Below are 18,628 nucleotides of genomic sequence, written 5' to 3'. Positions count from 1 at the left end.
GCCCTCGCCTCAGCGCCCGCACACCTCGGCGAGCTCGTCACCGGCGACGGTAGAAGCCAGCCCTCACGATCACATTCCAAAACCCTGCGAATCACCCCAACGAGACACCCTCAACGGATACACACCCATCTCAGGTTGTCTCCGAGGTCTTTCAGGTGCTGCACGGTCTGGGGGTTGGGGACGAGGATCTGGGGGGCGTCGGTGCAGCGCTGGCGTGCCGGCTTGCTGGCGGTGGCGGGCAGGTGTTCGCGGTGCTGCTGGCAGGCGTCGATGTACGCGGTGACGGCGCCGGCCAGGGTGGTCAGCATGGGGGTAGTGCTTCCCGAGGGCGGCGCGACCAGGAGCTGGGGACGGTACGGGTCGGTGCCTAGCATGATGGCCAGCGGTCGTGCGGCGGGCCCGGTTCGCTTCAGCGCCAGCAGCATCAGCGGCTGGTCACTGAGGTGGAGGTGGCGCAGGTGGCTGGTGCGCAGGGCGTTGCCGGTGTCGGCGGCGCGCATCCGCAGGAGTGAGGTGAGCAGGCTCATGCGGGGCCTGTCTGAAGGTCTTCGTGGATGCGTTGTGCGTGGCGCAGGGCTTGGGTGATGTCTCGCTGGTCCCGTGCCGGGTGCAGTCGTCCGTCGGTGAGGGCCAGGGCTGTGGAAATGGTGTCGATTCCCGCCAGGTCGTCGCGGACTGCGGTGCCCAGGGCTTCAATCTTGCTCTGGTTGCGGGCTTCGTTGCGGCAGTGGAAGGCCAGGTCGCAGTGGCGGCGGCAGCCGGGGGTGTAGCGGGCCCGCACGGTGGCGAGTGCGGAGAGGAGTTCACCGCGAAGCCGGGCCGGTTTCTCGTCGGGGCCGGGGGCCAGGTCGAAGGTGGTTCCGGGGGGAAGCTTGTCCAGCAGTTCGGGCAAGCGCCGGAGTCTGGCGAGGTGGCGGCTCAAGGACTTGATCTGCTGGTAGGCGTTGTGGGGCGTGACGGTGGGGTGGAGGGAGAAGTTGCGCGGGTTGACCAGGATCACGGTGTCGGACACACGGTCCCCTGGGAGGCCGTCGCCGGCGAGGAGTTCACGCAGGGCCAAGATGTAGGCCGCGGCCTGGGTCAGGGCCGCGGTGACCTTGGTCGGGTCGGGCTGTCCGTGGATGACGGGGAAGGATTTGATCTCGACGATGTGGAAAGCGCCGTCATGCTGGAAGGCGATGACGTCGGGCTCGAGGTAGGCCTGGTGGCCGGCGACGGTCAGGCGCAGTACGGGGTGGTCGAGCAGGGTGCGGGGGTCGTTCGACCTGCGGTGTGCTGCGCTGAGGATGCGAGAGCGGGTGCGGGAGTGGCGTAGCTGCAGGCGGGACCTGTCGTCATCGCTGCCGACACTGTTGACGTCCTCGTAGGAGACCTCGGGCAGTGTCAGGCCCAGGGCTTGGCGCAGCAGCGGCAGCAGTGGTGCTCCGGCTTGGGCGGTGACCTTGTGTTCGAAGGCGAGGCCGTAGTCGAGGGCGAGCTGGGATTTCCTCAGCGGCTGCGGCAGGCCCAGATGTGCGGCGAGGGCGGCTTTGTCGATGCCGGCCGCGTCTATCAGGGAGCGGCGGTCGCAGCCCGGGTTGGCGGTCAGTGCTGCCAGGGTTCGTGCATTGTGCGGAATGGGCGGCGCGGTTCCGCGTAAAACGCCCAGTCGTGTGTCGAGCGAGCTCACTGTTTTCCTTGGGGAGACAGGGCACAGCCGTGCAGATTGCGGATTCGGGTCTACGAAGTACGGCGCAGGCGGGCGGTGTTGCGCAGAATGTTGCCGAAGATCTGCTCTGCGTCGCCGAGTTGCTGGCGTGCGCGCCGCGCCGCTTCGGCGCGGGTGTCGGCGTCGTCGTCGGCGTGGATCTCCAGTTCTGCAGCGGCAGCGCGGCGCAGCGCGGCCAGGTCGAGCGGGCCCTGGGTGGTGTCGCCGTGGATGTTGCGGCTGTAGTGCAGCAGGAGCTGCTGGGCGGGTGGCGACAATTCGGCTTCGCCGGCGAGGTGTTCGGCAGCGTCCGCGAGGCGCAGGGCCGAGGTGAGGAAGTGGACGCGCTGGGTGAGCGGTCCCACTACGCGCTGCTCCAGCGGCCAGGTGCTCAGGGCGAGCAGTGCGCGGGCCGGTGAGAGCAGATCGGAGGTCAGTGCGGGGCAGATGTAGTAGGCGCGGCCGTAGGGGGCGGAGCGGAAGGAGCGCTCCTCGTCGCGGCGCAGGGTGGTCAGGCGTGCGGTGTTCAGGGGGCTGGAGTAGAACGCCTGGTGGACCTGGCTGAGCAGTTTGGGTGAGGCGGGTGCGGCGAGGAGGGTCAGCGCCTGGTGGACCTGGTCGCGTACGGGGAGGCCGCGGTGGCTGGGTTCGGCGGGTGCGGAGGCGGGCTCCGGGCGGGCTGTTTCCAGGCCGTCGCTGATTCCGCACAGAACGTTCCAGGCGCGTTGGGTGCGCGTCAACTCCTCGCCCAGGAGGTTCACTTGGGCGGTGTCGCGTTCTGTGAGCGCCTGCCGGATCGCTTCCTGCAGGTGTTGCATGCGTTTCTCGAGAGCGACCAGATGCTCGTCCATGCCCGCATCCTAACAGTTACTCGTGATGCCCAGTTTTTCTCCTGTGATTTTCGTGTAAGGTCCCGAGCTCGTAAGGCACCACCGGTGCCCTCCTACGCCTCGCCTCCAGAAAGGCGCACGAAGGCATGAGCAGACTGCTCCACACTTCCGACTGGCATTTGGGTCACACCTTGTACGGGCATCCACGCGAAGAGGACTTCGACGCCGTCTTAGCCGAGATCGTGGCCATCGCCCAGGAGAGCCGGCCGGACCTGATCGTCCACAGCGGCGATCTGTTCCACTCCTCCCGTCCCACGGTCCGGGATCTGATGCGCGCCATGCACAGCCTGGGCGAACTCGCCGCCGTCGCCCCCACCGTGGTTGTGGCCGGCAACCACGACTCCCCTGCGTACTTCGAGTTCCTCAACTACATGAGCGGCCCGGCCTGGGGCCGTGGCCTGTCCTTCATCCACCGGCTCCGCCCGGGACACGACGGTGGCATCCTCACGTTCGACGCCTGCGGTGGTGAGCAGCGGATCCGGCTGGCGGCCATCCCGTTCGTGCATCCGAACCGGTTCTGGCAGCGCTCTGCGCCGGGCACCTCGTACGCCGACTACGCCGAGGGGATGCGCGAGGTGCAAGCGGAGCTGGTGGAGGCCCTGCACGAGGGGTACGACCCCGGCCGGGACATCCTGCTCTTCGCGGCCCACGTGCTGATCGCGGGTGCAAGGAGTTCCCCGAGCGAACGGGTCGTGGACGAGGCCTTCGAGACCGGTCCCGGGGACATTCCGGTGGTGTCGTACGCCGCTCTCGGGCACATCCATCGCCCCCAGACCGTAGAGGGGCTCAAGTTCACCGCCCGCTACGCGGGCAGTCCGCTCCCCATGGACTTCGGCGAAGCCGGCGAATCCAAGAGTGTGGTGATCGTCGACGCCGACCCGGGGCGGCCGGTCCGGGCCCTGCCCCGACGCCTCACCAGCGGCCGGCGGCTGGCCAACTTCACCGGGACCCTCGATGAACTGAAGGCTGCGGCCGACCAGTACGACGGGACCTTCCTCAAACCGGTGATCACAGGCGAGGAGCCCGATGTGCTCCTTGGCCAAAGGATCGCCGAGATCGTCCCCGGCGCGATCCTCATCAACCCGGCACCCGCACGGGAGGCAGTCGACGGTGCCGTCCTGGACTCCGATGTCGACGACGAGCCGGATCTCCCCGACGCGTTCCGCGCCTACCTGGCGCAGGAGGGGCTGAGCAGCGCTGCCGCGGAGTCCACCGTCACCGCCTTCATCCACCTGCTCAACGAACTCGACGACGAGACGCCGCCGCCGGTCCCCGCCGAGGAACTGCTGCGCACCGCGCTGGACGACACCTGGACGGAGGCACCGTGAAGCCTTTGCGACTCACCCTCACCGGGGTGCGCAGTTACCCCGGCACCTGCACCATCGACTTCACCGGCAAGCGCCTGTTCGCCATCCTGGGCCCCACCGGTGTGGGGAAGACCTCCCTCCTCGAAGCGATCATCTTCGCCCTGTACGGGGAATGCTCGTGGTCGAAGAACGGCAAGGACGTTCGCGAGCTGATCAGCAAGGGCTGCCCCAGCATGCACGTGACGTTCGAGTTCTCGGCGAACGGCCGCGCGTGGAGTGTGCGCCGCACCCTGTATGCGGACAGCAAGACACGACCGAAGGCCGTGCTCGAGCCCCTGGCAAAAGACGCCGCCGACCTGCGGGTCGACAACAAGGACGCGGTAACGAAGGCAGTCACCCAGATCATCGGGCTGGACTGGGACGGCTTTGTCAGCACGGTTCTGCTGCGCCAGGGAAAGTTCGACACCCTCCTCAAGGCCCCGAGCGCCATCCGTGCCGACATCCTGCGGCACATCTTCGGCATCAACGAACTCCAGCGCGTACGCAAGTTGGCCGGCACACGGCTGGAACACCTGAACACGCAGATCACCGCTGCCACCCGGGCCCGTAACCGTCTCCTGGACGATCCCGCTGCTGCCGCATCCCAGGCGGCAGCGGACATGGAGCGCTCCCGCACCATCGCGGCCCGCCGGCGCGAACGGCTGGACATCCTGCGCGCGGCCCAGAGCCGGGCCATCGAGCACAAGCACCGCAAGGCCGCTGTGAACAAGGCGTCACGGCTGCTGCGTGAGCGCGCTGTTGCAGATGCGCGGATCACGATGGCCGCGCTGGCCCGCACGAAGAAAAAACTCGATGCCGAAGCAGCAGCCCAGGAGGCGACCGGACGCGGCCTGAGCCTGAAACTGGAAGCGGCGCAGGCGGCACTGGACGTGGCCGCGCAGGCCGGTGACACCTCCCGATCCCTCTCCAGCGCGTTCACCGTCCTCTCCCGCCTGCCGGACCGTGCAAGTGGCCTGGACGCCATGACACAGCAGCTGAAGCAGGAACAGGAGCAGCACAACGAGCAAGAGCAGCAACACCTGCAGGCACGGCAGGAGCTGACGGAGCGCGAGCAGGGCCGGGCGGCTCTCGTCAAGGCGGCCGAGCGGGCCGAGCACACCGTGACCGAGGCGCGCACGCTCACCGATCAGATCCAGGAGGCCGTCCGGGCGGCGCTGCAGGAAGCCACCGCCGCGGCCGCGCATCTGCAGTCGCAGCGCACGGCGCTTGAGACCGTTCAGGAGCAGCGCGGCACCGGCGCCGGCCTGGAGGACAACCTGGATGCGCTGCGCGGCGCCGTGGAAGAAGCCGAGAACACTCTCGCTGCGCTGCAGCACGGTGACGCGGCCCACGCGGCAGGTTCCCATCTGGCGCCAGGGGACGCCTGCACGGTCTGTACCCGGCCTGTCCCGGGCGACTTCACTCCCCCGTCACCGCTGGACAGCAAGGCGCTCGGCCAGGCCCGGCGTGAGGTCACCAAGCGTACGAGGGCCGTCGGCAAGGCGGTGGAGGCCAAAGCGGAAGCAGCCGCGCAGCTGAAAGGGTCCGAGCGGACGGCCGAAAAGCACCGACGCGCGCACCTGGCCGCAGGCGAGGGCACAGCCGCGGCACTGCTCCAGGTGCAGGAGCTGGTAGACGCGGCCCGGCCGGCCTGCGCTCCTGCGACGGCCGCCGCCCTGGATGCCCTGACCGGGCAGGCGACCGCACAGGCGCGTGCCCTTGCTGAGGGCGAACCAACCGGCCGGGCGCAGATCACCCGTGCGGTCAAGGCACTCGTCCAGCCGCTGCGTGACGCGGAAGGCGAAGCCCTCGCGGCCCACACCCGCGCCCGGGAAGAACTGGCGGCGGCGCAAGCTGAGAACGAGGCATCGGGGGCCGACCTCAAGCGCCAGCGCAGCCGTTTGCAACGGGAACGCAAACGGCTGGACAAGACCCAGTTGCAGTACGACACCGAGCTGCAGACCCTGCTGGCGGAGGTCGCCGGACTCCCGGCCTCCATCCGCCCCGCCCAGCCCTCCGAGCAGGAACTCCCCTTGCCGCAGGACATCGACTCCGCACAGGAAGCAGCCGGCCAGCGACTGGTCCGGCTCGAGCAGACGACCCAGGACCGCGACCAAATCCGGCAGTCCCTCACCCTGCACACCGAGAGCCAGCAGGCTCTGGACGCACGCCGTCGGCGCCAAGTAGAGGCCCCTGCAGGCCGTCTCATCAAGCAACTGGAGCGCTGGGCAGACGCGGCCGCCGATGCCGCAAGTCTTCTCGGTGGGGAGACCTCAACGGAGCTGCCGCCCGCCCCGGACGGAGCCGACCTGGCCGCCGTCGACGCCTACGGTCTGGCCCTCGCCTCGCTGGATCAACGGCTGGCCGGTGCACTCGGGCAGAGCGCACAGCAGGCCGCGGAGGAAATCAGCACATTCGAGGAGGAGCTCACCCGCCAAGCCGGAGCCGACGCCGACGCAATCGACGACAGTCCTGGTTTTCCGGTGCCGCCGAAGAGCAATCTGCTCGCCCCCGGTGTTCTCGACCCGCTCAGCCGCAAGACAAGCCAAGCGGAAGCCGCGCACGACAAGACCAAGACCGATCTGCGTATCGCGCAGTCTCAAATCCCCTACGCCGACGCGCTGAAGGCTGCCCTCGAAGCGGGAAATGAGCAGGCCGCGAAGTGGAGGAGCCTGAGCGATCAGCTCACCGACGCGAGGTTCCTGACCTATCTCACCGACCGGCGCACCCGTTCGCTGCTCAGTCACGGCAGCAGGATCCTCCAGCAAATCTCCGCGGGCAACTACGCGTTCGCTGAGAACTTCCAGATCATGGACCTCGCCACGAACCTCACACGTGATCCGAAGACTCTCTCCGGCGGGGAGACCTTCCAGACCTCCCTCGCGCTGGCACTGGCGCTCGTCGAACTCCACAGCCGCAGCAACAACAGCAAGGTGGAGAGCCTGTTTCTGGACGAAGGGTTCGGCTCGCTGGACTCCGACCGCCTGGACGCCACCCTTGCCGTCCTGGGCAGCAGTGTGACCAGGGACAAGACAGTCGTCGTCATCAGCCACCTGTACCCAGTGGCCGAGGCGGTCGACGACGTGCTGTTCGTCGAGAAGACCGACCAGGGCTCCACGGCTGCCTGGCTCACGCCGCAACAACGCGACTCGATCGTCCGCGACGGGATCCGGCAGCTGCTGGAACCCACCTGAACAGGGCCGGGCCGGCCAACAGTCATCAAGGACCCCATCTTCTGGGTCTCGAGGACGACTCCTCCGGACGTCGGCGGTTCTCCCTTTGGTGACGTCCGGACCGTGCTTGCTTCCCGTTGTGTCAGGGGCGCGCCTGACGCCTGCGTCCAGGGCTGACGGAGTCACTGCGGCTGCGTAGAGCGGCCGGCTCGGGCCACGGCGCTCCCCGATGTACCGGCGCGAGAGTGCCCCACCGGGCTGCCGGGTCATCCGGGGAGCGCCCCGCTCCAGGGTGAAGTCCCTGGTGCTCGCGTCCCCGAGCAGGCAGCGCGGAGGGGCCACGGGAGCGGGCTTAAGACTCCGCCCTGCCAGCGTCCCGGGCATGACGCCGCGTCAAGGCCCCGGGCGACGACCACAGTTCACCTGCGCCGACCGCCCTCCGACGCCGCCAACACCATGGGAACACGCGGCACTTCGGACCATTTCGACGATTCGTATCCAGGTAAGGAGCAGACCGTATGAGTGACTCCCCTGCCGGCACGCAGAGCGCCGGCCAACCGGTTTTCACCGCCCGCTCGGTACGGCTGGCCGCGGTGCCGCGGTTGATGACGCTGGACCAGCACGGCGAGCTGACCAGCGCGCACGTGCGTCTGGTCGCCACGGCTGCGGGCCGCTCGGAGCGCGCAGTGTGGCGGTGGGTCACCAAGGCGCGTGGCACCGGTCACATCGACGTGGCATCCCGATCACGGTTCACCGTCTCCTCGGAGGTCCGGCGGTTGTTGGTGCTGTGGGGAGGCAACGCCTCCGCCGTGCACCGCGAGCTGCAGCAGCGGGCCCTGGCTGACCCCCGGCTGCCTGCAGCACCCTCGCTCTCGACGATCCACCGGGCGCTGCGACGCGACCTGACGCCTGGGGACCGGGCCGGGCTCGCCAAAGGAGAGGCCGCCCGGCGGGCGTTCGATGTGTTCGGCAAGCGCCCGGCCACGCACCGCAACGCCGCATGGGAAGGCGACCACAAGTGCGTGCCCGTGCACGTGTTGCTCGAGGACCAACTCGTGCAGCCCTGGGTGACCTGGTTCATCGACTGTGCCACCAAGGTCACCGTGGGCGTGGCCGTCACGCCCCACGCACCCAGCAGAGACGCGGTCCTGGCGGCCCTGCGGATGGCCTTGGACCGTGCCGAACCCTTCGGCCCGGCCGGCGGACTGCCAGGCCTGGTCCGCGTGGACCGCGGCAAAGAATTCTTGTGTCCCGCGGTGACCTCGGCCCTGGGCGCCTTCGCCGTGCCCGTCGTCGATCTCCCGCCCTACAACCCTCATCTGAAGGGCACCATCGAGGCGCTCAACGGTGCGGTCGAGGACATGCTGTTCGTCTCCATGCCGCGCTACGTCCACCGGCAGACGCTGCTCAACGGCCACACTGTGGACCCGGACGAGCCCGCGCTCACCTTCGAGGCGTTCGTGGAACTGCTGCTGAAGTGGGTGCACTGGTGGAACACCGAGCACCAGCCCCGGAAGCTGGGCGGCCGCACTCCGATCGAGGCATGGCAGTGCGACCCCACTCCGCTGTACGACGTTCCCGCCGAACAGCTGGCCCGTTTCGGGCTCGAGGATGACGGACGCACGCGCACCATCACCACGCAGGGAGTGCAGTGGCGCAACCGCCACTACATCGCTCCCTGGATGGTGGGCCGGAGCGGCGTACGTGTCGTGATGCGTCACCTTCCCCACCACGATGCGACCATCGAGGTCTTCGACCTCCACGGCGCGCATCTGGGCAGCGCGGGCTTGGCCGAGGCTGCCAGCGAGGACCAGATCCGCGACGTACGCAAAGCCCGTACCGCCAAGGCGCGGCGGCTTCGTGCGGACATGAAGGCGGCCGAACGGCTGCGCCGCGAGCGCTTCAAGGCCGTTACGACACCCGTCCCGCCTCAGCGCCTGGGCGCGCTGACCGCGACGGAAGCCGAGGCAGAGCTCTCCGTATCGGCCGCCCCGGACCTGCGGCGGGCCAATCCCGATTACATCCCGCACCAGGCTGTCCCGGACGGCTGGGCACGCCCGGTCCCGGCGGACGCGGACGAGACAGCGGAGAACACTCCCGAGGAGAACGCGTGAGCGGCGACATGGACTACGGCAGGCTCCCCCCGGCGGACGACGACCATTTCCACCACCTCAATGCGCACCTGGTGGCCACCGACGCGCTCATGGCCACCCTGGACAACATCGAGGCGACGATCGAGGCCAAAGCCATGATGGTGGCCTACGGGGCGGCCGGTTTCGGCAAGACGATGTCGGTGAACTCCGCGCTGCGCAAGGTCGCTCCCGACGTCACCTACCGCCTGGAGCTGCGCTCCGGGCCGACGCCTCGCGACATCCGCCACGGACTGTTCCATGCCCTGGGGCTGCCCGGGGAGCCGCCGACCCGGCCGATCGAATTCGATACCCTCCTGAAAGAGACTCTGTCGCAGACGTTCCGGGTGCTGGTCTGCGACGAGGCCCAGTGGATGGGCCGCAGTTCGTTCGAGTACTGGCGCCACCTGTGGGACGACCGGCACACCGACATGGCGGTGATCTTCGCCGGCGGGGACAACTGCTACAAGGTCCTCAAGCGCGAACCGATGCTGGCGTCACGGATCTTCATCTGGCAGCAGTTCAGGCGCATGCCCGAAGACGAGGTCGTCGCCACGCTGCCGGCGTTCCACTCCCTGTGGGCCGGCGTTGACCCGCAGATGATCCGCACCATCGACCGGGATGCGGCACACGGCAACTTCCGCAACTGGACCAACATCACCAAACACATGCTCAACGGCATGCAGCAGAAAGGACTGACCGAGGTCAACCAGGATCTCGTCAACTGGGTCTACAGCAAGCTGGGCGGCATGTGACAGCGGCAGCCGTGCGCGCGGTCCGCCACAGCTGGCGGACCGGCGCCGACAACCATGCAGGACACAGCGCCCGGCCCGCAGCACCCAGGCGCACGGCAGGGGCGAGGGCAGGATGGTGGTAGCAGGCTATGGCGATGTGACCGTGGCGGTGGACGACCAGGACGACCTGTTCTACACGCGGGCGGCACTCGAGGCGCACTGCCCTGAGCAGGGCCGTATCACGGTGCATCCGACACCGGCCAACGGTAGTCAGGCTGCGTTGGCGCACGACGTGCTGTACGCCCTGGGTAAACGGCTGGCCCCCGGCCCCAGCTCCCCCGATGTGTGGCTGGACTCGGTGGAGGCGGCGTGGCTGGCCGCAGCCGCGTGGACGCAGGCGACTGGGGTGCGGCACGCGGTAGTCCCGCGTGCCCATCTGCTGATCCTCCGGCGGATCGACCAGCTCCTCGCCTGGCGCGCGGCGACAGGGGTGCAGCTGACGCTGCTGTGGCAGAGGGATGCGCGCAAGCTGCCACCAGCACTGGCCCGGGTGGAGCGCCGTCTCAGCGGCGGAGATCAGTTCGAGGCTCTCCTCCGCGAGCCGGGACCGATCCCCGCACGACCGTCCTTCGCCCCCACTCCCCCATCAATGACCAAAGCGGCAGTTCCGGCACCGTCACCCCCCGCCCAACAACAGCTGGGGGGTACCCGGCCAGCGTTGATGAGGCCAGGGCAGCAGGCTCGTCCTTGCGTAGGCGCGATGGCCACGGTGCATCTGTCCCAAGCCGCCTCTGCTCTCGAGATCAACCCCGAGGATGCCGCCGCTCTGGCCGATCTGGCCCACCCCCTCATCGCCGGAGCGCTGAGCGTGCTGGCCTTCACTCAGGCTCGCCTGGGCAGCCTGCGCTTCACACGCGACATCGACATCACCGGCGACGTCGGCGTCATCAAGCTCCACGGGCCGGGCCATCAGCGCTGCTCTCTGCACGCTGTCCCTGCCTGGGCACGCTCGCTCCTGGCCGCTGCCCGCGCCCACCACCGTCTGGCAACCCACTCGCCCACGAACAGCATGTTCGACCCCGTAATGCTTGCCGAGGCGCGGTATCTGCGCGCGCACGGCAAACGCCTCTCCCCCGACTCGGCGTGACCCTGCCCACTAGGGCCTGTTCTCGATTGTGATCAAAGTCGGGTTTTGGCCCCGTGTGGGCTGGCGATCCGGTAGGACGTTCGTATGACGCGTGCGCAACTGACCGACCAGGAGTGGAAGTTCATCGAGCCCGACCTGCCGATCGGCAGGTTCGGCCCGTACCCCGAGCGGCCGCGTGAGCAGTTCGAGGGGGTGATCTGGCGGTTCCGGACCGGCAGTCAGTGGCGTGAGATGCCTGGGCGGTTCGGTGCCTGGCAGACCGTCTACCAGCGGTTCGTCCGGTGGCGGGACGCGGGCGTCTTCCAGGCCCTGCTGGAAGGCATGATCGCCGAGGCCGCGCGACGCGGTGAAACCGACCTGTCCCTGGTCAGCGTGGACTCCACCACCGCGCGGGCCCACCAGGACACGGCCGGTATGCGTCTGGACGACGAGGTCATGGCCGCTCTCGAGGAAGCGGCCCTGGAACAGGAGAAGGCGACCCGGAAAAAGGGCTCTCCCGTCGCTTCCGTGGGTCACTGACCTGGTCTGATACGTAGAACACGCCGTACCCGGGTACGTTTCGACTGCTGAAAGTACGAAACGAGTGAACCTGGATACGGCGTGCGAAACACAAGGATATGGACCCGGCTGCTCGGTGTCGAAAACACGGTGATCGAGCGGGTCGCGGTGGAGGAGGGTGAGTCCGGCGACGGGGGCGAGGGGGACGTGGTGATCGTGATCTGCGCCCGTCCGTCGAGGGGGCGTCGGCAGCGGTGCGGGATCTGTGACCGACGGTGTGCGAAGTACGACGCCGGTGAGGGCCGCCGCCGCTGGCGGGCCCTGGATATCGGCACCCTCAAGGCTGTGATCGAGGCCGATGCCCCGCGGGTGACGTGCCCCGGACACGGTGTGACCGTGGCCGCGGTGCCCTGGGCCCGGCACGGCGCCGGACACACGAACGCCTTCGACGAGACGGTGGCCTGGCTGGCCACCGCCTGCTCGAAGAGCGCCGTCACGCAACTGATGCGCTGCGGCTGGCGCACCGTGGGGAACATCTGTGAGCGGGTGTGGGCCGATGTCGAATCCGGAGTCGACCTGTTCGCCGGGCTCCGCCGGATCGGCATCGACGAGATCAGCTACAAGAAGCGGCACAAGTACCTCACTGTCGTGGTCGATCACGACAGTGGCCGGCTTGTATGGGCGGCGGCCGGACGCGACAAGGACACCCTGCACACCTTCTTCGACGCCCTCGGTGACGACCGTGCCGCGAAGATCACGCATGTGTCGGCCGACGGCGCCGAGTGGATCGACAGCGTGGTCGCCGCACGATGCCCGAACGCGGTGCGGTGCATGGACCCCTTCCACGTCGTCAAATGGGCTACCGACGCGCTGGACGTGGTCCGCCGGGACGTGTGGGACGCCGAGCGCGGCGGCAGAGGCAGGACCACCAAAGGCTCGAAGTCCCTGAAACGGGCCCGGTTCGCGCTGCGGAAGAACCCCGAGGATCTGACCGTCGTCCAGCAGGCCCAGCTGGCCTTCATCGCCATGGCGCATCCGCTGCTGCACCGCGCCTACCTGCTCAAGGAGGGCCTGCGGATGGCCCTCAAACAGGGCCACGACACCGCAGAGACACTGCGGGACTGGGTGATCTGGGCCCGGCGTTGCCGTATCCCCGCCTTCGTCGCTCTGCAACGCTCCATCGTGCGGCACTGGGACGCCATCATCGCCGCGGCCGAGCACAACCTGAGCAACGGGCTGATCGAGTCGACGAACACCAAGATCCGGCTGATCACCCGCATCGCCTTCGGCTTCAAGAGCCCCGATGCCCTCATCGCCCTGGCCATGCTCAGCCTCGGCGGCCACCGCCCCGAGCTACCAGGCCGTCAACTCGCAACAACCTGACCCACGGATCCGACAGGAGAGCCCATTTTTTCAGGAAGGCGTTCTCCATCTCGACTTCGCGGATGCGGCGTTCGAGTTCTTTCAATCGGATGCGTTCGCTGACCGTCAGCTCAGCGCCGGCGGGCGGCTCATGCTGTTTCTGATACTTCTTCACCCAGCCCCGGAGTGTCTCCGGGTTCAGTTCAAGTTCTCGGGCCGTCTCGGAGACGGTCTTACTGGACCGGAGTGCAAACTGCACCGATTCCTCGCGGAACTCCGGGGTGTACTTGCTGGGCGGTGCCACTTCGCGCTTCCTCATTTCCTTGACAGGACAACCCTATTGGGTCCATGTCCGGAAACTTCGGGGCCCCTCAAGGACCGTGAGCACATACTGCTTCGCGGTGACGAAGACCGACGCGACCAGAGCGGGATGTCGTGCTGCAGTCCTATGCGACACCCGATTGGTAATATGCGGCCATGGGGCCAAGTCTGGACAAGGGTGATGGTTGCGAGCTGCCCGCTACCGCTGTCTGCTGGCTCACCGACGATCCGCAACCGGGTCTGGTCCTGGTGGAGTTTGCCGACGCTTACGACCGCCCTCACCAACTGGTCGGCAAGACGGCCTACTTCGGCGGAGACCTGCTGTCGACCTCGGTCTACCCATCCCCGACCAGCATCCAGTGCACGATCGAAGAGGTCACTGACGGCATCGCCACTGTGAGCACGTGGTGGTTGGAGGGCGGCCCCAACGACACACGTTTCATCTTCGACGTCTGGTTGGACACTCTCGGGCCAACTGCCGACGTCTGACTTGCCGGCTTTGTTCAGGACTTCCGGTTCTGGTGCAACTCCCGTACAGCGATCACCGGGAGTGACCGTCGACGGTGGAGAACCCTTCAGGCAGTTGCTCATGGCCGCGCCAAGTGACCGTCTCCCCCGCCTTGAAGGACTTCACCGGGCGTCCCTCACGCGGGCTCGGCCGGGACATCCGGCAGGGCGGTCATCACCTCAGCGCGTGTCAACGGGGAGCTCGGGCAAGCCGCCGCTCGGGGCGGTCGGCAACCCCGATACCTTCGGGTGCGGGCAGATGTCTCCTGCGGTGATCACAGCAACACTGGGCTTGCCCAGGGTCACCCTGGGCTTGGCCCGCACCGTCGGCGGAGGCTCGCCGCAGTCAGGGGCGCAGGCGCAAGAGCCAACCGCCAGCCTTCTGCTCGAGCACGGCCTGGTCCTGTCGTGCGGAGGACACGGCCTGGCACTTGCAGTTGTCGCAAAGCAGCGGGGGAGTGTCCTGCGGGGCGCCCCTCCGTAGCCTGGGCTGTCTCCCAGCGGGCGGAACCTGGGCCGGGGAAGACAATCGGCCAGGTACAGAGTTCTATCTACCGGGACTTCCATCTGGGTGGCCATGAATCCAGGACAGGCCTCCGAGGTCGAGCCGAGTGCGGGTGCGGGTGACGGCCACGTATGCGAGGCGTGCTTCGGCGTCGTCGATGGGGCCGGGCACCGGGACTCCGTTCGCATCCTGCTGGTCGGTGTCCTTGGGCGGCTTGAAGTCGGAGGCAATCCGTACGTTCGCCCACTCGCGGCCCTTGGCCCGGTGTGCCGTCGAAACGGTCACCTCCGCTTGGGATTCGGGGGCAAGCTGGTCGACCGCGGCCAGGACGGCTTCCGCGCCCTGCTGGTCGATCAGGTCGACGAACGGGCGTAGGTCTCCGCCTGCGGGGTCGTGCTCGGCGTATTCCTGCAGTTCGCCCCAGGAGGCGAAAAGCAGCAGTTCGGGATGCCAGGTGCGACGCCCGTCCTTGAGGTCTCGGGCGGCGGTGGCCAGGGCACGCAGACTGTCCCCTCCCCCGGCCAGGGCGACGCGCAGGCCAGCCTCGATGTGAGTCATGACTTCAGTCATGGCTCCGACGTTGGTGCGGCACAGCACCGCATCGGGGCGGGCAACGGGGGCGAGTTCAGTTGGGATTGTCGTGGTGCCGGCCAGGCGGATGGGAGCGCCGGAGATGGACAGCCACCGGTTGGCCTCGGTGGCCAGGCGTGGGCCGAAGCGGAAGGACTGCGAGAGGGACAGGGCGGTGCCGTTGAAGCCGGTCATGATGTCGCGCGCGCCGCGCCATCCGTAGATGGCCTGGGCGGAGTCGCCGACCATCACCAGCTGGGCGTGGGTGCGCTGGGCGGTGAAGACCTGCTCGAGGACGGGGTTGGTGTCCTGGGCTTCGTCGAGGAGGAGGAAGTCGGCGTCGATCTTCGGGTCTGTCAGGGCCCAGATTTTCAGGTAGTGGTCGTGTTCGAAGCGCACGATGCCGTCGTCGGGGTGCTGCAGGTCGGCCCAGGCCTTGCGGGCGAAGGGCAGTACGGCTTCGACGAGTTGGGTGTGAAGTTCTGGGTCTTCGAGGCCGCGCAGGGGCGGGACGTGGTGGCGGGTGATGGTGCGGTCGGCGGAGTGGCAGTAGCGGCGGACCGTATGCAGCACGGTGTGGGAGAGGGCTTTGTGGGAGACGTCGCGCTCGGCGATGCGCATGCTTTTGGTGATGCCCAGGGCCAGGCCGGTCTTCCAGCCGGCTTGGCGGGGGCCGCCCAGGCGGCGGGCGTAGAGGTGACCGGTAGTCGCGTACGCGAGGGCGTGGGCGGTCGTGCACGCCACGGTGGGCGGGAAGCGCTTGGCGGCGTCCAGCGCGATCGGCTTGTTGAAGGCGATGTAGCGGCCATGGCGCGGCGTGGTGGAGGCGAGCAGGACCAGGGTGCTGGTCTTGCCGGTGCCCGCTCCGGCTTGCAGGGCCAGGTGCTCGCCGGCTTTGAATGCGTCGACAGCTGCGGTCTGTTCGTCGGTGGGGCTGTGCACCCGGATACTCCGTGGGGTGGTGGGCGGATTGGTAGGCAGTCGCGGCGCTGAAGGGGAGGTCCGTTCAGGCGCCGGTGCGGAACTGCGCTCAGGACGTCTTGGTCCTGCGGTGGCGCACGACAGCGGGCAGGCGGCTGTGGGCGTGCTCGTGGTGCAGGCGCAAGTCGAAGACCTCCCACTCGGCCAGGGCGAGGTGGGCGGCATCGGGTGCGCCCGCGTGCGCGGGGCAGTACTGGGTACGCCAGCGCAATTGCTCGGTGTAGGGCAGGTGAGCGAGGTCGTAGACGGCCATGCCGGAAGCAGGCGTGGCGTGCTGCCGGGACCCGGCGGGCAGAAGCCGCCACTCTCCCGCTGACGCGTCGGCGGTCAGGACGGGTTGGGGGCAGCGACGTCGTCGGCGGGTCTGGGCGATGCACTGGATGGCATCGAGAGGTCTGGCAGCGAGATACCGGCTGCAGAGCATCTGAACGATGGGCCGGACCGGTCGACAGGTTTCGGCCTTCGCCGACGGTGGAGCAGACAGCAGGGGTGAGGCAAAGGCGCCGGTGTCGGTCAGACGGCGGGTGCGCAGGGCGAGGCTGCGGCGCAGCTCTACCAGGGGCGGGGTGAGTGGCGTTGGGCTCTGGGCGGCGGGGCACAGGGTGCGGTGGGTGATGCGGCACCAGGCGCTGCCGTCGTGGGCGGGGTGGGCGATGCCGCCGTCGACGTGCCAGCGATAGGGATGGGGCACGGCAGCCGTGTTCAGTTCTTGGGGGTGCAGGGCGATGGGCTGCTGGGTGGTGCGGGTGTACCAGTGGAGGGGGTTGCCGCAGTGGAGGCAGCGGGCGCTTTGGGCGGTTCGCAGGAGGCGGCTGGGGCTGTCCGGGGCGATCCGCAGGGCGCGCGGGCGGCGGGGGCTGCCATGGGCGGCGGGCGGGTGGTGGCCGGGTGAGGCGGTGGTGGAGCACATGGCTGTGAAGGTGACAGACGACGCGCCGCAGGTGCGGGGCCGGGCCGAGTTTGTCCCGCGTATGGCTGAGTTCACTCAAACACGTGGGCGAGTGGTCGCGCGCACGTGCGGGCACGGTGACCGGATCGGGTGATCTGGCGAGTGCGGTGGAGCGGTTCCTACTCGGCTGTTTCGGCGGGTGGGGTGTGTCCGTCGCAGAGGGCGGCGAAGAGGTAGTCGCCGGAGACGTTCAGGGCGTGGGCCAAGGCGTGCCAGCTCTTGAGGGAGCCGATGGTGCGGCCCTGCTCGATTTCGATGAGGGTGCGTCTGGACAGGCCACTGTGGTGGGCGAGCTCGTCGTAGGTCCACCCGCGCTCGCTCCTCAGTGCCTGTGAACAAACTGATCATTCTGATTACCGAACGTGATCGATTCGGGCGGGCCGGCGCGCCATGAGCATGATCATCGACCACTTGACCATGGCTTCGTGGTGCTGGGGTAAGCGTTCGTAATCGCGTACGCAACGCCGTCGTTGGGAGATCCACGACAGAGTTCGCTCCACGACCCATCTGCGGGGCAGGATCACGAAGCCGGGCAGGTCACTGCGCTTGACGATCTCCAGAGTGAGCCAGAGTTTCTCCTTTGCCCAGGTCACGAGCTTGCCCGCGTACCCGCCGTCAGCCCAGACCAGAGTGATCGACTCGAAGAGTTCGCGCAGGTGGGACAGGGCGGGTTTGGCGCCGTCGCGGTCCTGCACACTCGCGGTGGTGACCATGACGACCAGGAGCAGGCCGAGGCAGTCTGTGATCACGTGGCGCTTCCGGCCTGCCACTTTCTTCCCCGCGTCGTATCCGCGGCTGTCGGCGCCGACGGTTTCCGCGGCCCGCACGGATTGGGAGTCGATGATCGCCGCGGTCGGGTCCGTCTCCCGCCCTTCCGCCTGTCTCACCAGGTCACGCAGGTCGTTGTGGACCGCGTCGACGTCACCGTCCTGGTACCAGCGGGTGAAGATCGCGTGCACGGTCCGCCAGGGCGGGAAGTCCACAGGGAGGTTGCGCCACTTGCAGCCGTTGTCGGCGACGTAGAAGATCGCGTCGACGACCTGGCGGCGGCAGTACTCCTCCGGCCGCCCGCCATTGCCGTCCAGCCAGGCCGGCCAGGGCATCACCGACTCGATGACCTGCCACTCCGCATCCGTCGTGCCGCAGGTGTACCGGCGAGGACGGGCCGGGTGATCACTCCCGTGCCCCCATCGGCAGGCGAAGCAGGTGCAGGCCGATGAGGGGAACGCTGTGACAGCGGGCTCGCAGACGGAGTTCAATGGCATGGCAGGGCCTCTTGCGCTCGGAGTGGTTCGTCACCACCGGGCTATCAAGAGGACCTGTCTCTATGGGCAGTTATGGGCGAAGACGTCCGCTCGGCACTCACTTGTGGATCGGTTTGTTCACAGGCACTCAGAGACGAGGGGGTCAGGGTGCGGCCGTCACGCCCCGGGACCGCACCCGGTGCGGCGGGATGGGCGTGGGGTACCTGTCGTGGCAGGTCACGGTGTGCCGTTGGCCCCGTTCGCGCAGGGGCTGCCGGCGCCGAAGGTTCCGCCGGTCCCGCCGGTGCCGCCTTGGTAGAGGAGGCCCCCGGTGGCGTTGCCGCCGGCGCCGCCGATCCCGCAGGCGCCATCGGCGCTGGCGCCTGACTTGGCGCCGCCGTTGCCGCCGTTGCCGCCGTTGCCGCCGTTGCCGCCGTGGTTGGCGATGCCTCCGGAGCTCAGAAGCCGTATCTCAACCGATGATGGAACGTGCGGGTCGAACAGGGTTCCTGGCCGGGTGATCTTCCGGTGGTGTGCGCATGAAGGCAGGGCCTCTTGGTAGTTCGGGGATGCGAAACCAGCCGA

Annotated in this window: 15 protein-coding genes and 2 pseudogenes; 8 read left to right on the top strand and 9 right to left on the bottom strand. The window is 68.3% G+C overall.

Annotation, left to right across the window (positions count from 1 at the left end; genetic code table 11):
• Positions 1-110: 110 nt before the first annotated feature.
• The 3 genes from QMK28_RS29690 to QMK28_RS29680 are packed head-to-tail and all read right to left on the bottom strand — an operon-like array spanning position 111 to position 2,538.
• On the bottom strand, positions 111-527 hold the full coding sequence (locus QMK28_RS29690) for a hypothetical protein (protein WP_326442773.1): 417 nt from the start codon (positions 525-527) through the stop codon (positions 111-113).
• Entirely contained in the window at positions 524-1,669 is a 1,146-nt protein-coding gene (locus QMK28_RS29685) for a hypothetical protein (RefSeq protein WP_326442772.1), read from the bottom strand. Before QMK28_RS29685 ends, QMK28_RS29690 begins: the two co-directional genes overlap by 4 nt.
• A gap of 50 nt (positions 1,670-1,719) precedes the next feature.
• A complete protein-coding gene (locus tag QMK28_RS29680) occupies positions 1,720-2,538 on the bottom strand; it encodes a hypothetical protein (RefSeq protein WP_326442771.1) in 819 nt (272 codons plus the stop codon).
• Positions 2,539-2,663: 125 nt separating this feature from the next.
• On the opposite strand from QMK28_RS29680, the gene QMK28_RS29675 reads away from it, so the two are divergent.
• The 7 genes and pseudogenes from QMK28_RS29675 (at position 2,664) to QMK28_RS29645 (ending at position 12,987) form a co-directional block, all read left to right on the top strand.
• Positions 2,664-3,905 carry a metallophosphoesterase family protein gene (locus tag QMK28_RS29675; protein ID WP_326442769.1) on the top strand — a complete coding sequence of 414 codons (1,242 nt, stop codon included), beginning with the start codon at positions 2,664-2,666 and terminating at the stop codon, positions 3,903-3,905.
• Positions 3,902-7,117 carry an SMC family ATPase gene (locus tag QMK28_RS29670; RefSeq protein ID WP_326442768.1) on the top strand — a complete coding sequence of 1,072 codons (3,216 nt, stop codon included), beginning with the start codon at positions 3,902-3,904 and terminating at the stop codon, positions 7,115-7,117. The genes QMK28_RS29675 and QMK28_RS29670 overlap by 4 nt, the downstream gene beginning before the upstream one ends.
• A gap of 497 nt (positions 7,118-7,614) precedes the next feature.
• Positions 7,615-9,210: a Mu transposase C-terminal domain-containing protein gene (locus tag QMK28_RS29665; RefSeq protein WP_326442767.1), complete on the top strand. Its 1,596-nt coding sequence runs from the start codon at positions 7,615-7,617 to the stop codon at positions 9,208-9,210.
• The gene (locus tag QMK28_RS29660) at positions 9,207-9,980 is read left to right on the top strand and encodes an ATP-binding protein (protein WP_326442765.1); all 774 of its coding nucleotides are present in this window, start codon (positions 9,207-9,209) and stop codon (positions 9,978-9,980) included. The genes QMK28_RS29665 and QMK28_RS29660 overlap by 4 nt, the downstream gene beginning before the upstream one ends.
• A 112-nt stretch (positions 9,981-10,092) precedes the next feature.
• Positions 10,093-11,106, top strand: coding sequence for a hypothetical protein (locus tag QMK28_RS29655; RefSeq protein WP_326442764.1), 1,014 nt, complete (start codon positions 10,093-10,095; stop codon positions 11,104-11,106).
• Between the two features lie 84 nt (positions 11,107-11,190).
• Positions 11,191-11,619 (top strand): annotated as a pseudogene (locus QMK28_RS29650) (transposase); the annotation flags it as partial.
• Positions 11,620-11,706: 87 nt separating this feature from the next.
• On the top strand, positions 11,707-12,987 hold the full coding sequence (locus tag QMK28_RS29645) for an ISL3 family transposase (protein ID WP_326442763.1): 1,281 nt from the start codon (positions 11,707-11,709) through the stop codon (positions 12,985-12,987).
• Here the strand turns inward: QMK28_RS29645 and QMK28_RS29640 are convergent.
• Positions 12,932-13,270: a transposase gene (locus tag QMK28_RS29640; protein ID WP_326442762.1), complete on the bottom strand. Its 339-nt coding sequence runs from the start codon at positions 13,268-13,270 to the stop codon at positions 12,932-12,934. The two genes, QMK28_RS29645 and QMK28_RS29640, sit on opposite strands and share 56 nt — an antisense overlap.
• 173 nt (positions 13,271-13,443) lie before the next feature.
• Here QMK28_RS29640 and QMK28_RS29635 point away from each other — a divergent pair, with 173 nt between their 5' ends.
• Positions 13,444-13,776: a hypothetical protein gene (locus QMK28_RS29635; RefSeq protein WP_326442761.1), complete on the top strand. Its 333-nt coding sequence runs from the start codon at positions 13,444-13,446 to the stop codon at positions 13,774-13,776.
• A gap of 565 nt (positions 13,777-14,341) precedes the next feature.
• Here the strand turns inward: QMK28_RS29635 and QMK28_RS29630 are convergent.
• From QMK28_RS29630 to QMK28_RS29610, 5 genes and pseudogenes are all read right to left on the bottom strand, one after another.
• Complete coding sequence (locus QMK28_RS29630) at positions 14,342-15,811, bottom strand: UvrD-helicase domain-containing protein (RefSeq protein WP_326442760.1); 1,470 nt, start codon at positions 15,809-15,811, stop codon at positions 14,342-14,344.
• Positions 15,812-15,899: 88 nt separating this feature from the next.
• Positions 15,900-16,760: a DUF6083 domain-containing protein gene (locus QMK28_RS29625; RefSeq protein ID WP_326442758.1), complete on the bottom strand. Its 861-nt coding sequence runs from the start codon at positions 16,758-16,760 to the stop codon at positions 15,900-15,902.
• 158 nt (positions 16,761-16,918) lie between these two features.
• Positions 16,919-17,125, bottom strand: a complete 207-nt coding sequence (locus QMK28_RS29620) for a helix-turn-helix transcriptional regulator (RefSeq protein ID WP_326442774.1) — start codon at positions 17,123-17,125, stop codon at positions 16,919-16,921.
• Positions 17,126-17,152: 27 nt separating this feature from the next.
• Positions 17,153-18,064, bottom strand: a complete 912-nt coding sequence (locus QMK28_RS29615) for an IS5 family transposase (RefSeq protein WP_326442757.1) — start codon at positions 18,062-18,064, stop codon at positions 17,153-17,155.
• Between the two features lie 216 nt (positions 18,065-18,280).
• Positions 18,281-18,628 (bottom strand): annotated as a pseudogene (locus QMK28_RS29610) (hypothetical protein); the annotation flags it as partial.

The organism is Streptomyces sp. H27-D2, from assembly GCF_035828615.1.
In the GTDB taxonomy this organism is placed as follows: Bacteria; Actinomycetota; Actinomycetes; order Streptomycetales; family Streptomycetaceae; genus Streptomyces.
The sequence above is the reverse complement of the archived record's forward strand: the minus strand, read 5'-3'. Positions and strand labels throughout refer to the sequence as shown.

Coding starts and splice junctions, on each gene's coding strand:
- QMK28_RS29690 (WP_326442773.1), bottom strand. CDS start 527: ATGAGCCTGCTCACCTCACTCCTGCGGATGCGCGCCGCCGACACCGGC.
- QMK28_RS29680 (WP_326442771.1), bottom strand. CDS start 2,538: ATGGACGAGCATCTGGTCGCTCTCGAGAAACGCATGCAACACCTGCAG.
- QMK28_RS29675 (WP_326442769.1), top strand. CDS start 2,664: ATGAGCAGACTGCTCCACACTTCCGACTGGCATTTGGGTCACACCTTG.
- QMK28_RS29665 (WP_326442767.1), top strand. CDS start 7,615: ATGAGTGACTCCCCTGCCGGCACGCAGAGCGCCGGCCAACCGGTTTTC.
- QMK28_RS29655 (WP_326442764.1), top strand. CDS start 10,093: ATGGTGGTAGCAGGCTATGGCGATGTGACCGTGGCGGTGGACGACCAG.
- QMK28_RS29635 (WP_326442761.1), top strand. CDS start 13,444: ATGGGGCCAAGTCTGGACAAGGGTGATGGTTGCGAGCTGCCCGCTACC.
- QMK28_RS29625 (WP_326442758.1), bottom strand. CDS start 16,760: ATGTGCTCCACCACCGCCTCACCCGGCCACCACCCGCCCGCCGCCCAT.
- QMK28_RS29615 (WP_326442757.1), bottom strand. CDS start 18,064: ATGCCATTGAACTCCGTCTGCGAGCCCGCTGTCACAGCGTTCCCCTCA.